The sequence below is a fragment of the Streptomyces sp. NBC_00299 genome (assembly GCF_036173045.1).
In the GTDB taxonomy this organism is placed as follows: Bacteria; Actinomycetota; Actinomycetes; order Streptomycetales; family Streptomycetaceae; genus Streptomyces; species Streptomyces machairae.
Window position 1 is genome coordinate 81,636 of the sequence record NZ_CP108039.1, and the last position, 12,290, is coordinate 93,925.

The 12,290-nt window shown below is 67.7% G+C and carries 13 protein-coding genes and 1 pseudogene; 6 read left to right on the forward strand and 8 right to left on the reverse strand.

The features are described 5' to 3' along the window. Window positions 1-430: 430 nt before the first annotated feature. Window positions 431-1,417: an NAD(P)H-dependent flavin oxidoreductase gene (locus OHT51_RS00340; protein WP_328876844.1), complete on the forward strand. Its 987-nt coding sequence runs from the start codon at window positions 431-433 to the stop codon at window positions 1,415-1,417. 241 nt (window positions 1,418-1,658) lie between these two features. Here OHT51_RS00340 and OHT51_RS00345 read toward each other — a convergent pair whose 3' ends face one another. Then, window positions 1,659-2,645, reverse strand: coding sequence for a calcium-binding protein (locus tag OHT51_RS00345; protein ID WP_328876845.1), 987 nt, complete (start codon window positions 2,643-2,645; stop codon window positions 1,659-1,661). A gap of 583 nt (window positions 2,646-3,228) precedes the next feature. After that, complete coding sequence (locus OHT51_RS00350) at window positions 3,229-3,483, reverse strand: DUF6207 family protein (protein WP_328876846.1); 255 nt, start codon at window positions 3,481-3,483, stop codon at window positions 3,229-3,231. A gap of 142 nt (window positions 3,484-3,625) precedes the next feature. On the opposite strand from OHT51_RS00350, the gene OHT51_RS00355 reads away from it, so the two are divergent. Further along, window positions 3,626-4,240 carry a hypothetical protein gene (locus tag OHT51_RS00355; protein ID WP_328876847.1) on the forward strand — a complete coding sequence of 205 codons (615 nt, stop codon included), beginning with the start codon at window positions 3,626-3,628 and terminating at the stop codon, window positions 4,238-4,240. A 118-nt stretch (window positions 4,241-4,358) separates the two neighbouring features. Here OHT51_RS00355 and OHT51_RS00360 read toward each other — a convergent pair whose 3' ends face one another. After that, window positions 4,359-5,207 carry an alpha/beta fold hydrolase gene (locus tag OHT51_RS00360; RefSeq protein ID WP_328876848.1) on the reverse strand — a complete coding sequence of 283 codons (849 nt, stop codon included), beginning with the start codon at window positions 5,205-5,207 and terminating at the stop codon, window positions 4,359-4,361. Between the two features lie 91 nt (window positions 5,208-5,298). On the opposite strand from OHT51_RS00360, the gene OHT51_RS00365 reads away from it, so the two are divergent. Next, the gene (locus tag OHT51_RS00365) at window positions 5,299-5,811 is read left to right on the forward strand and encodes a MarR family winged helix-turn-helix transcriptional regulator (protein ID WP_328876849.1); all 513 of its coding nucleotides are present in this window, start codon (window positions 5,299-5,301) and stop codon (window positions 5,809-5,811) included. A gap of 412 nt (window positions 5,812-6,223) precedes the next feature. Continuing rightward, window positions 6,224-7,489 carry a sensor histidine kinase gene (locus tag OHT51_RS00370; RefSeq protein WP_443052372.1) on the forward strand — a complete coding sequence of 422 codons (1,266 nt, stop codon included), beginning with the start codon at window positions 6,224-6,226 and terminating at the stop codon, window positions 7,487-7,489. A gap of 37 nt (window positions 7,490-7,526) precedes the next feature. Here the strand turns inward: OHT51_RS00370 and OHT51_RS00375 are convergent, their stop codons facing one another. The 3 genes from OHT51_RS00375 to OHT51_RS00385 form a co-directional block, all read right to left on the reverse strand. Beyond that, a complete protein-coding gene (locus OHT51_RS00375; RefSeq protein WP_328876850.1) occupies window positions 7,527-8,084 on the reverse strand; it encodes a hemerythrin domain-containing protein in 558 nt (185 codons plus the stop codon). 295 nt (window positions 8,085-8,379) lie between these two features. After that, complete coding sequence (locus OHT51_RS00380; RefSeq protein ID WP_328876851.1) at window positions 8,380-8,601, reverse strand: hypothetical protein; 222 nt, start codon at window positions 8,599-8,601, stop codon at window positions 8,380-8,382. A 33-nt stretch (window positions 8,602-8,634) separates the two neighbouring features. After that, a complete protein-coding gene (locus OHT51_RS00385) occupies window positions 8,635-9,243 on the reverse strand; it encodes a GNAT family N-acetyltransferase (RefSeq protein WP_328876852.1) in 609 nt (202 codons plus the stop codon). Between the two features lie 245 nt (window positions 9,244-9,488). On the opposite strand from OHT51_RS00385, the gene OHT51_RS00390 reads away from it, so the two are divergent. Beyond that, window positions 9,489-10,073 carry a DinB family protein gene (locus tag OHT51_RS00390; RefSeq protein ID WP_328876853.1) on the forward strand — a complete coding sequence of 195 codons (585 nt, stop codon included), beginning with the start codon at window positions 9,489-9,491 and terminating at the stop codon, window positions 10,071-10,073. 404 nt (window positions 10,074-10,477) lie between these two features. Here the strand turns inward: OHT51_RS00390 and OHT51_RS00395 are convergent. After that, window positions 10,478-10,672 (reverse strand): annotated as a pseudogene (locus OHT51_RS00395) (IS630 family transposase); the annotation flags it as partial. 127 nt (window positions 10,673-10,799) lie between these two features. Then, window positions 10,800-11,453 (reverse strand): TetR/AcrR family transcriptional regulator, encoded by a 654-nt coding sequence (locus OHT51_RS00400; RefSeq protein WP_328876854.1) that lies wholly within the window; start codon window positions 11,451-11,453, stop codon window positions 10,800-10,802. Between the two features lie 350 nt (window positions 11,454-11,803). On the opposite strand from OHT51_RS00400, the gene OHT51_RS00405 reads away from it, so the two are divergent. Beyond that, window positions 11,804-12,202: a VOC family protein gene (locus OHT51_RS00405; RefSeq protein ID WP_328876855.1), complete on the forward strand. Its 399-nt coding sequence runs from the start codon at window positions 11,804-11,806 to the stop codon at window positions 12,200-12,202. The last annotated feature ends 88 nt before the right edge of the window (window positions 12,203-12,290 follow it).

Genomic DNA, 12,290 nt, shown 5'->3' on the forward strand with positions numbered 1-12,290 from the left:
ACGCTGTGCGGAGCCGCCCAGGAGCTGACGCCCTGGCTGCGGGGGCTTCAACCACATCACCGAATCCGCCCCCGACAACTCCCGGCCGTCGCGCCCGTGCGCGCCCCGAGCCCCGAGCCCCGGCAGCGGCCGCGCCGCCCATCCCGCCCTTCCTCTCCTCAACTCAAGTCAGGGCATGCGCAAAGCCGCCGACGGGGATGTCAAAGGCTCGACCACGCCGAACCCATGTGGTGACCTGCACGGGCACGGCGCCGGCCCGCCGGGTCCCGCAACAATAGGCGCAACCCCTAGCGCAACCAGATGCGCAACCGTCGGGTCTCTTGCCAGGGCAACAGCGCCCGTGCGTCGTCGCCCGGTTCGTCCAAGACATGCGCGACCGCTCGGCCTGTTGCAGATATATCCGGGTTGCTAAGTTCGCTAGCTTTGGTTCATGTTGCGCACAAGATTCACCGAGATGTTCGGTCTCACCTATCCGGTGATGGCTGCCCCCATGGGCTTGCACAGTGGCGGGACACTCGCCGCCGCGGTTTCCGCTGCCGGCGGGCTCGGCTCCTTCGGCGGGACGCATCCGTCGAAGGGGCCAGACTGGATCCGTGCGGAGATCGCGACCATCCGCGCCACGACGGATCGGCCGTTTGGTGTCGGCTTCATCACGCCATTCCTCTCCTTCACTGGGCCGCTCTTCGACGCCACGCTGGAGGAGCGGCCAGAGGTCGTCGCCCTGTCGTTTGCTGACCCCCAGCCGTGGCTCGCCCGCGCCAGGGACGCGGGAGCCCGGGTGATGTGCCAGGTCCAGAACTACCAGGACGCGGAGATGGCCGTCGCCGCGGGTGCCGATGTCCTCGTGGCGCAAGGTACTGAGGCTGGTGGCCATACCGGGACGATGGGCCTGTTGCCGTTCCTGGCCGGGGTGGTGAGACGATACCCGGATGTTCCGGTGTTGGCCGCAGGCGGCATCGCTGACGGTCGAACGCTAGCGGCCGTCCTCACTGCTGGTGCAGACGGTGCCTGGCTTGGCACGGCGTTTCTCGCCACACCCGAGGCGGTCGAGGTGCACGACATCCACAAGCGCCTGATCGTCGAGAGCGACGGCAGCGACACCGTATGGACGCGGGCCTACGACATCGTGTCGGGACTGCCCTGGCCAGCGACCATCGGCACGCGAGTCCGCCGCAATCGGTTCACCGACGAGTGGTCAGAACGTGAAGCAACGCTGCGGGAACGCAAAGAGGAGTTCGCACCCCCGGAACACGGCAACCCCTTCGAGGCTCCGCCCGACCCCGACACGGGCGCGATCCTCTACGGTCAGTCAGCGTCCTTCGTCGACGCCGTCCGCCCCGCTGCGGACGTGGTCCGCGCGATCAGTGACGAGGCCGAGGAAATCCTGGACTCGCGGCCTCGATCGCTGCTGAGCTGACCGACAGTGTGACCGGCGAGGCTGGTCCGAAGCATGGGCCCGCATGCGCCCAGGCGATCAGGCGCGGACCGGAGGGGGACGCGGTGCCGCGCTCCCGGATCTCCCCTGACCATTCGAGGCCGCGATCCGGGCGAACCTCATGGGCAACGTGGCCGCCTGCCGCTGATCTGTTCACGTGCGGTCGGCGGCGGACTCGGCAGCGTAGGCGGCGCTCGACACCCTGAGGATAGGAGCGCGACCGTTACGGCACGCCGAGGACCGACTCACATGCCAGAGCGAAGTCGCCGGTGCCCGCTTCGCCGTCGCACTCGTCGGTGTCGCGTCCTCCGTTGAGGAAGTCGTTCGCCGGACCGGCCCGCAGGGTGTCATCGCCCGCGTCGCCCGAAAGGACGTCCCGCCCGCCTGCGGTCCCGACGGTGGTGGAGGCGCTGAAGTCGACGTTGTCGCCGAACAGCGTGTCCGCCCCGGCGCGTCCGGTGAGCTGGTCGTTGCCCGCTCGCAGGGAGTTGTTCGCGGAGCTGTCGCCGACCAGGAGATCACCCGCGGCGCCGCCTCTGATCACGTCGTTGCCCGCACTGGCCGACGTGCCGCCCGCAGTGACCAGGTTGTTGTCCCCGATGGCGAAGAACCCGCCGTCCGCTCCGAGGTCCAGGACGTCGTTGCCTGCCCCGGTGGCGACGGTCGCCGCGTTGCTGTCGCCGCGCATGTCGTCAACGCCCGGACCGCCGTTGATGACGTCGTTGCCCGCACCCGTCGCATTGCCGGTGAAGGAATTGTTGTCCCCGGCCAGGCTGTCATCGCCCGCTCCGCCCTCGATGCGGTCGTGCCCGGCGCCCGAAGCGTTGCCGTTGAAGGCGACGTTGTCCCCGGAGGCGCGGTCGTTCCCATCGCGCAGCAGCAGGTCGTTCCCACGTTTGGCGACCGCGTCACCGGTGGTGCGGAAGACGTCACCGCGCACCAGGTCGTCACCGGGGCCTGCGTCGATCTGGTCGTTGCCGGCACCACCGTTGATGGAGTCACCTCCAGCGAGTCCGCAGATGAGGTCGTTGCCGCCGAAGCCGTCGATCGTGTCGACGCCGGCAGACCCGACGATGACGTCGTTGCCGGGGGTGCCGTTGAGGGTGCCGGAGCCGGAGATCGTGGCCGGGGTACCGAAACAGGTGGGCGCCGCCGCGTGGGCTGCTGCGCCCGGAAGCGCCAGGGTGAGCAGCGCAGCCGCGGCCAGCACGGAAACGACTCCGCGGCGAACCGGCCGGCGTTCACGGATCGCATACGGCGGGTCGGTCAGGCAATGACGATTCATGTGGGGCCTTCCGGTCCGGTTGCCGCCGTCCTGGCGGATGCGTCAGGGCGAACGTGACACGGCGGACCGGACACCAAAAGGCGCCGGAAGCGGCACGGCCTGATCCGTTTCGGACCGTATGCCAGGCCCTGTCCAACCGCGACCAGTCCCTCGCGTTCGGGTGAACGGCCCCGCCGACCAAGCGACCTTGCCGCCGTTAAGGCCTCCTTGAGCTGCTCCGTCTCCTCATACAGCCGCTCGGCCTATGTCGCTGGCGGCAGCACGACGGCAGCGAATTCGTCGCCTCCGAAGCGCGAGGCGAGCCCGCCGCGCGCCGCGGCCCACGTGCCGAAGCGGCCTTACCCTCGATGCCGTCCTGGTGCAGCCGGAGGTCGTGATGGAAGTCGGCGTCGACGTCGCCCGCGACAGCGCCGGACGTGGCGGCACCCGGCCCGCCCGCACCGCATCCCCGCGGACGTCGACGTCCAGGAGGTGCCGCTGTTCGGCGAAGGCGGCGCCCTGTCATGAGTCAGGGCCGGCCCGTGGTCGGCTCCATGGTCGGGTCGACCACGGCGGCCGCGGCGAGCTGCTGGCGCAGGTTCAGGTAACAGCGCAGCCGTACGCCGGGCTGACCGGCGTCCCGCGTTGTCTGCCCCGCTGCGGCCGTCGCCCACCGGACGGCGAGCAGCTGCTGGAAGGCGAGCGCGATGGCGTCGTCGGCGGCCGTGACGTCGACGACGAGCAGGCCCGGCTCGCTCACGTGCGTCTCGTGGATCAGGTCCATGTACGGCACTTCCGCTGGGGCAGCAGACCCCGGGCAGCGCCGGCCTGATGGCGGCCGAGGGCTACGGCAGCACGGTGCGGGAGATCGATATTGAGTCCCGTGACCTTGACCTCTACCGCAGTTGAGGTTGAAGGCTGTCACCATGGCCAATGATCTTGAGCTCGCCGCAGTTGCTCTGCCCGATCCAACCCGTCCGGACGCGGGTCTCGTCCTCATCTCCGAATGGCACACCCAGGGCCGTGAAGAGCAGGAGAGAGTCATAAGCGGTGTCATGGACGCCTGGGAGAACACCCGGCTTCCCACCGCCTATCTCTCACGCTACTGCCTCGAAGGATCCGACGGCCGAACGATCCTCAACTACGCCCAGTGGACCAACAGCGACGCCCACCGGGCGTTCGCTGCCAACCCCCAGAACCAGCAGACCCTCGGCAACGCGATCCAGAGCCTGTTCACAGCCGGCCCGCCCGGCCGCTATACGCTCCATCGCTCCATCGCCCTGCGCGAGGCCGCCGTTCGATACTTCACCACGGCGTCCTACGACACCGAAGATCCCGCAACCGCCCGTGAACTAGCCGACGAGTTGGCCGCCCGGAGCACCGCCGCCGCACCATCCGAGCTGATCGCTGAGCACTTTCACATCAGCGAGGACGGGCAGCGTCTCTACGTCCTTAGCGCACACGAGGCCGAACCGGCCGAAACCACTGCGCGCTTCCGCCCTTACCGCGGCCTGGCCCGGCGGTGGCCCGTCGCCACCTGAAAAACTCACCCCACAAAGGCAAAGGCTGCAGTCCCTCACGCCCACCGTCCACCCCGGCGAACTTTGCCGGTCACAGCACTAGCCTCCGGTGGCGGGAATGATGTGTAACCTCCCCGGTTCAAAGCTTGCCAAGGAAGTCCAGGAGCATGCTGTTGATTGCAGCGGCCCGGGCGAACGGGACGCTGTGGTGCGACAGGCCGGGGAGTACCGCGGTTTCGACATGTGGCAGGTGCAGCCGCGCCGCTGCCTCGACGCGCCGAATGTCGTGCGCCCTGCTGTCCCCTGCAAGCAGCACCAACGTCGGGATTGTAGAGCTCCGCAGTTGCCGGGGCCCCGGGCGTTTGCCCACAACGGCCTTCGTGCGCGGGAATTCGGCGGCGAGCCCGTACAGGTCCAGCCATGCGGGGTCGACTTCCGCGCCTCGGGTTTCCCAGGCGAGGAACGCGCGGGCCCGTTGGGCGGTGGGCCGGATGAGCATGGGAAGGGCGCGTAGCAGGTACCCAGCCTTGAACCCAGCGAAGCACTGGGTGGGATCGAGGAGAGCGAGCTTGCGGACCCGCTGCGGCGTGCGCAGCGCATAGGTGAGGGCAATCCATCCGCCATAGGAGTGCCCGCACAGGTCGGCCCGGCCCAGGCCCAAGCCATCGAGTACACCGTCCAGCCAGTCGAGAAGGTCGTCGACGGATCGGACGGGGCGGCCCCCGCGCAGGCTGCGGCCTGCCTCGCCGATCCGGTCGACGGCGTAAACGCGCCGAGTGCGGCTCAGATCGGCCACGTTGGCGAACCACACTGCCGAGGTGGCGTCGCCACCGTGCAGCAGCACCAGCGGTTCCCCGTCCACGGGGCCGCACGCGGTGACCCGAGTTGCGCCGTACACGGATGTCAGATCCATCCGGTCGAAGGGCACGGGCCACCGGTCCAGGACGGCGTCGTACGCCGCCAGAAAGCGAGTCAGGTCTTCTGCCATGGGACGCCCCCCGCGAAAATAGTTGCTGAGCAAGTATCTCGTCGAACGAGATACTATAGATGCTGGATCGATCACGGAAGAGCGGAACGGCATGGATGAAAATGAAGATGAGCCTGGACTGCGGGTTGTGCATCAGCTGCGTACCATCACCATCGAACTCGACCTGCTCGCAGCCGAGTTCGCCCATCGCAACACACTGCATCCGACCGACCTGCGTGCCCTGATCTGCCTGTTGGATGCCGCTCGGGCGCACACGCCTGCGACGCCGGGCTGGCTCGGGCGGCAGCTCGGCCTGAACTCCGCGGGCACCACGGCCCTTGTCGACCGGCTCGAGAGGCTCGGCCACGTGCAACGCACACGAGACAGCCGCGACCGACGCCGCGTGCTGCTCGAGGTTGATGACCAGGCAGTCACCCTCGGACAGTCATTTTTCGGGCCGCTGATCACGGAGGTCGTCGCTGCGACGCGGACCTTCTCCGACACCGAGCTGGCAACAATCCAGCGCTTTCTGCTGAACGTGCACGAGGCCGTTGCCGCACAGCGCGACCCTTCGAGCTCGCTCACGCGAAGTCCCGTGCCTCAGAAGAAGCGAGGGCCTCAATGACCTGTCTGTGACGACAGACCTCGAGACCCTCTTGACCGCCCGGTATGTGGAGATCGTCGACGACGACACTCGAGGGCCCCCGATGGATGGGGCGACCACCCCGACTCAGTGGCTCCGAGCTCGTCTGCCTTACGGCTCGTCCAAGCGCTGCGCGGCCACGTCCGCGAGGCGTAAGCCCTGCCTCGCAGGTGCGCGCTGCGCCGGTGCTCGTGCCTGCCTTCGCGGGCGCGTCGGCTTCGTCATCTCGTCCGGGTGCTCCTCGATACCTTCCTCGCCCGCACCTACCTCGTCACCAGTGCCAGCGTCGGCCTCTGCGGGAAGGTGTGGTGGCCCGACCCGATGCCGAAGGCGCCGGATTCCCAAACCCCGGCCCGGGAGCCGGTGAAGGTAGGACTCCTTCCCGATCCGCGTGATGTCCCTGGGCGTCCCTCCATACCGGACGGGCGCCCTCGATACGGAGGATGAGCCCGTGCCCGAAGCAGAACGCGAACCTCTTATCGGCGAACGCATCATGGCGGTGATCAACCGCGACCCGCGCACCGCCCCGCACGCCACCCGCAACGACCTCCTGCTCGCCATCGTTGTCACCGCCCAGGCCGTCGCCCTCGCGCTCCTCACCGACCCGGCCCGGCGACCGGACACCCTGGGCTGGCTGTTACTGCTCGCCGGACAGATCCCGATCGTGTGGCGGCGGCGCCATCCGCTGCCGATGCTGGTCGCGGAAGCCGCCCTGCTATTGCCGTACCACGCCCTTGACAACAACCACACCGCCCCGCTCCCCGTCTCGGTCGTCACGGTGTACAGCATGGCCGTCACCTGCCGGCCCCTGCGCTCCCTGCTCACCAGTGGCATGGCCCTGGCCGTGGCGCTGAGCACCATGATGGTGGTCAACAGGCAACAGGCCGCCGAGGCGCTGCAGGCCGCCGGCTGGGTGATCTCCGTGGTCTTCATCGGTATCGCGCTGCGCTTCTACCGGCAGTACGTCGCCGCCGTTGTCGAGCGCGCCGAACACGCCGAACGCACACGCGAACAGGAGGCCCGCCGACGGGTCGCCGAGGAACGGCTGCGCATCGCCCGCGACCTCCACGATCTACTCGCGCACAGCATCACCCTGATCGGCGTGCAGACCTCCGTCGCCGCGCACGTCCTGAACGCCGATCCCGAGCGCCTGGACCGCGAGGCCGTCGCCAAGTCCCTCGACGACATCGCCGAGACCTGCCGCACCGCCCGCGGTGAACTGCGCACCACCTTGGAGGTGCTGCGCACACACGACATCCACGATGACCGTGACCTGCTGCTCAACCTGCACGGACTGGAAGGCCTCGCAGAGGCGGCCCGGGTCTCCGGGGCCGAGGTGGATCTGACAGTCACCGCCGACGACGTACCGCCCGACGTCGGCGCGGCCGCCTACCGGATCGTGCAGGAGGCCCTCACCAACGCCGTACGGCACGGCGGCCGGCGAAACGTCGGCATCCGGGTCGGGGTGCGCGCCGCGAAGGGCGCCCTGCAGGTCACCGTCACCGACGACGGGATCGGCACGGGCGGCGGCACGCCGGGATTCGGTCTCGTCGGCATGCGCGAGCGGGCACGCAGTGTGGGCGGGACGCTGGACGCCGGGACGCTTCCCAGTATGGGTTTCGAGGTCCGTGCCGTACTGCCGCTGAGAGGGAGCCCGTGACCATCCGCGTACTGCTCGCCGACGACAACGGTCAGTCCTACTTTCCTCGCCCCGTGAGCCTGTCTCGGACTCGGTCGACCATTCCCATTCCGGGCGCAAGGATCTTGTTGAGCGGTGGAGTATCCGGGGCAGCGGGGTGCGGGCGGGTGGGAGCGGACTCCTTGGCCAGGCGGACCTTCCCCCCGAGCTCATCGAGTGTCTCGGCAGGGCAGGAGTCGGCCAGCAGACGGAACAGGCGGTCCTCTTCGTCCCTGACATGCGCGGTGACCGATGACTTCAGCTGGGCGATGAGTGTGTCGAACCGTGCCTCTTCGGGCTGGCAGCCCTCCAATTCCTTCAGCAACCGCTCGACCTCACTGTGGTCAGCGATCTCCTTGTCGGCGAGGTCGTCGCCGCCGTCGACGTACCGGCGGACTGCTGGGTAGAGGTGCAGTTCCTCAGCCACCGAATGCCGTACCAGCTCCATCGTCAACTGGTCGGCGAGTTCTCGGCGGGTGGTGGGGTTCGCGGTCTCGTTCTCGATCTGCTGGAAGAGCTCTTCGACCTCTCGGTGATCGGTGCTCAATTCCTGGATGACGTTTCCTCCGTGGCCCATTCCGGGCGCTCCTTTCGTTGGTCGATCAGCGGAGCCGCCGGGGCGCCCCCTCCGGAAGGCCCCGCATCGTCGCGTGTCGCACGCCATCGCCCGTTGTCGTCAGGCTGCTCTGCATCTCTTCGAACACCATGAGGATCGACATGTCACTAGTGGCGGCCATACGGTCTAGCGGAGACGAAGACCGGCCGGTGCGAGCCGTGATCGGCAGAGATCCGCTCGAATGCGGGCACGGACGAATTGACCGCATCCATTGACCGCATCCCGAGCCCATATCTCCCACCCGAGCGCGCGGGCTTCACCGCCACGACATGCCGCCCACCCAAACGGCCGATCGGTGGTCGCGGTTGCGCATGCCGACGACCATGTCCAGGTGGCTCATGAAGCCGAGGACCTCGCCGGGGCTGTAGGAGTTGTGCAGGACCCGGCCCAGGTCCGGGCGCTCCTCCGGGATAGCACCAGCGGTGTGCCCGCCGTCGTACAGTGGCCCGCCGCCGCCGAGGGTGACAGCGAAGGTCAAGCCTGTGTCACCGACGATTGAGCGAGACCGGCACTACCCTTGCAGCGAATCGAGGTCCAGGATCATGTCGAGCGACCGGACACCATCCGCCCCGGTGAAGGAGCCGGCAGAGTGGAAGCCGTTCTTCTGGTAGTAGCGAATGGCGCGCGGGTTGTCGGCGAGAACGCCGCCCCAGAGGATGACCCTCTTCTTGCCAAAGCGCCGTGCGACGTCCGTGACGAGCGGGAAGACCTGCGTTCCCACCCCTCTCCCCTGGTAGTCGTCAGCCAGGGTGGGGCCGAATCGGCAATCGGTCGGTGCAAGGTGGATGCCGGCCCCGCGATAGCGCGCTATGTCTTCAGGGTGGAGATCGAGGCTGAACTCAAGTAGGCCGACGATCCTGCCGGACGGCACTTCCTCAAGCACAAGCCTGAGCTTGTCGTAGCGCGCGATCGCGTCACACAGCTCCTGGGCAGTTGCGAGATCGTACCCATCGAACATACTCAGCCGCCTCGTTTCAGGCGACAAGCCCACGAGAAAACCTGCCAGACGGTCCGCGTCGGTGCGGACGAGAGGGCGGAATACCACGTCCGAGGCGTCATTCAGTGCCAGGCGGCGTGTCAGGGTCAACGGATCGTCGGCGACCTCCGTCAGCGTGAGCACCCAGCATCCCCCACTAACTCAGGTAGATCAGACTTCGCTGGCACGAACCTACTGGTGATCAATCTTCGGTGGCAACGATCAAGCTTCGACGGCATGGGTGGTCAGGCCGCGGTTGTCCCGTCTCTGTCGATCTGGTCCCTGTCTCAAGTGATCTGGTCCGATGCTCGTCGTGTCAGATGATCTGGTTCGCCGCGAGCGGTGGAAAAGGCGGTGGACAAAGATCGTGCGGGCGGCAGACTGGCCGCATGACCGTATCAGATGCCAAGGCTGACCTTCACTTTTACTTGCAGTCCGCCCGTGATGCCCTGCTGTGGAAGCTCGAAGGGCTCTCGGAGTACGACATCCGCCGCCCGCTGACGCCGACCGGCACGAATCTCCTGGGCCTGGTGAAACACGTGGCCAGTGTGGAACTGGGCTACCTCGGCGACACCTTCGGGCGCCCGTCCGGCGAGCCGCTGCCCTGGCTCGATGACGGTGCGGAGTCCAACGCGGATATGTGGGCCACCGCCGATGAGTCACGCGAGTACATCGTGGAGCTTTACCGCCGGGCGTGGGTGCACGCGGACACGACAATTGACGCGCTGGGGCTGGATACGACTGGCAGGGTGCCGTGGTGGCCCAACGGCAAAGACGAGGTGACGTTGCATCATGCCGTGGTGCGAGTGATCGCTGATACGCACCGGCACGCCGGGCACGCCGATATCCTCCGGGAGCTCATAGACGGTGCCGTCGGGATGAACAAGGGCAACGACAGCATGCCGCCGGGCGACTCGGCATGGTGGCAGAACCACCGAAGCCGGCTGGAGCGTGCAGCTCAGGAAGCCGGCTGAGACGCGTGACCTCGAACCAGGCCGAGTAAAACAGCGACCGGCTCGACTCTGACAGGGATGTCGCTCGGAGGATGGGTCCACCCCCTCACCCAGCAGGCCGACACCGCAGCCGTGACCACGCTGCACCAGCTTTTCAGCGAGTTCTTCAACGAGCGAGAACAGTCCGATGGCCGGAAGGATCTTCCGGGACTACCAGTCGTGGCTGACGACCCAGGCGTGGTATCAGTTCGAAACAGCACAGCCGGACCAGATCAGCTGAGACAGCATCCGGCATCCATCCGGCCAGGACCACATCACCCGAGATTCCCGGCATCCCCACGTCTCAACTGAACTGGTCGCCGCACGTCAGCGACCCGATGCCGAACCAGATCATTTAAGACGGGACAGCGGTCTGCAGGGGGGCTGCCGCCCCAGCAAACGCCTTTCTCACTGCGCACGCGGGCGCGTTCGCATTGTCGGGCGGCCAGGACGTCGAGGTGGCGGGCGTTCTTGTTGCGCCAGCGCAGGTAGGCGTGCAGGGCTCGAGTCTGGACGGTGTGGTTCGGATGGCTGGAGTTGGCCAGGGTGAACTGCCGCAGCGGTCCGAAGTGGGCCTCGATGGAGTATCCACGTCAACAGCACGACAGCAGTATCGAACGAAGACCCCTGGAAGCGCGGACGATTCGGTGGATCACGTTTGCCGCCACGGACCGGACACCGCCGGAACGCCGACGGACGACGCCTGGCTCACGCTGCTGCGTAGTCGGCGAGCGAAGGCTCCAACAAGCCGAAGGCGCTGTCCGCCTCCGCGATGACGGTGACGGAGATCCGGGCGTTGTCCTGGCCGGCGAGGGTGAGTTCCTGGATGCGCTGGAACAGGGTGCGGTGCACGGCGCCGAGCAGGGCGGCGGCGGTGCGGGGGGTGATGTCGCCGCGGGGTGCGCCGGTGACGTCGGCCAGGGTGTCGGCCAAGGCGGCCTCTCGCAGGTCGTGCAGGTCGCGCAGTCGGGCGGAGAGGGTGGGGCTGTCGGCGATCATGCGGGCGAAGTCGGGGCCGGAGAACCCGGCGACCGGGTCGGCGGCCGCGGCCGCGTCGACGAAGGCGCGACGCAGGGCCGAGAGGGCCGACTCGCCGGCCTGACGGCCGGTCACCGTACCGGCCAGGGAGGCGGTGAAGGCGTCCTGGTGATCCAGGGCCAGGTCCTCCTTGCGCGGGAAGTAGTTGGTCACCGTCTTCTTCGCTACCCGCGCGGCGGCGGCGATCTCGGCGATGGTGGTCCGCTCGAAACCCTGGGCGAGGAACAGGCCGGTGGCGACGTCGGAGATGAGCTGCCGGGTCTCCTGCTTCTTGGATTCCCGCAGGCCGGCAGGGGGTGCGGACGAGGCGGCGTCAGTAGTCATGAGGCAATCTTACACTCGTAGCATTTTTATGTTGACACCCTAGGTATAGACGGGCTAAGTTTACATCCGTCGTATGTTTTCTGCGGAGCGAAGAACGGATGCGCCCATGCCCGAACCACGCCCTGTCGCCCTGCTGATCGCACCCGTCGAGATCGGCCCGGTCCTGACCGGGTGGGACCACCGGACCCCGGCTCTACCCCGTGGCCATCAGCGTCGCGCCCGCTCTCTCCCCGCGCCCGCCCGGCAGGTCCCCCGGAAGGCTCGCAATCTGCCGCGCCGCTCCAGCTATTGACCTGCACTCACCCGGCACCCGTACTTCCGCCTCCCGGAATCCACTGAGGAGAAGCATTTTGCAGGTCACCGCGTCCACCGTCTCGCTCACCGTCGACGACGTCGCCGCGTCCCAGCGGTTCTTCACCGCGCACCTTGGCTACGTCGAGCAGGCTGCTGCCGATGGATTCGCCTCCCTGTCGCGCGACGACGCCGCAATGGACATCGTCCTTCTCGCCCGTGGCACCGAAGTGCTGCCGGCCGACCAGCGTGATCAGCACGCCTCCGGCCTGATCCTCGCCTTCACCGGCACCGGCATCGATCTCGAGGAGAAGCGGCTGCGCACCGAGGGCGTCGAGATCACCATGCCGCTGCGCGAGGAGCCCTGGGGCGAGCGCCTCTTCCAGGTCACCGACCCCAACGGCGTGATCGTCCAGTTCGTCGAGTGGGTCACCCCGCCCAGCCCCGAGAACGCCTGACAGCCCACCGTGTCAGGCCGGTCCGGGCCACGCCCCGGCAACGCCAGGCCCGGGCGGTGTGCGCCATCCCGCAACCCGGCAAAGGACC

Excerpts from the sequence above, each read along its gene's own strand:
- OHT51_RS00340 (WP_328876844.1), top strand. The coding sequence starts at position 431 with ATGTTGCGCACAAGATTCACCGAGATGTTCGGTCTCACCTATCCGGTG.
- OHT51_RS00350 (WP_328876846.1), bottom strand. The coding sequence starts at position 3,483 with ATGGACCTGATCCACGAGACGCACGTGAGCGAGCCGGGCCTGCTCGTC.
- OHT51_RS00355 (WP_328876847.1), top strand. The coding sequence starts at position 3,626 with ATGGCCAATGATCTTGAGCTCGCCGCAGTTGCTCTGCCCGATCCAACC.
- OHT51_RS00360 (WP_328876848.1), bottom strand. The coding sequence starts at position 5,207 with ATGGCAGAAGACCTGACTCGCTTTCTGGCGGCGTACGACGCCGTCCTG.
- OHT51_RS00365 (WP_328876849.1), top strand. The coding sequence starts at position 5,299 with ATGGATGAAAATGAAGATGAGCCTGGACTGCGGGTTGTGCATCAGCTG.
- OHT51_RS00370 (WP_443052372.1), top strand. The coding sequence starts at position 6,224 with ATGTCCCTGGGCGTCCCTCCATACCGGACGGGCGCCCTCGATACGGAG.
- OHT51_RS00375 (WP_328876850.1), bottom strand. The coding sequence starts at position 8,084 with ATGGGCCACGGAGGAAACGTCATCCAGGAATTGAGCACCGATCACCGA.
- OHT51_RS00390 (WP_328876853.1), top strand. The coding sequence starts at position 9,489 with ATGACCGTATCAGATGCCAAGGCTGACCTTCACTTTTACTTGCAGTCC.
- OHT51_RS00400 (WP_328876854.1), bottom strand. The coding sequence starts at position 11,453 with ATGACTACTGACGCCGCCTCGTCCGCACCCCCTGCCGGCCTGCGGGAA.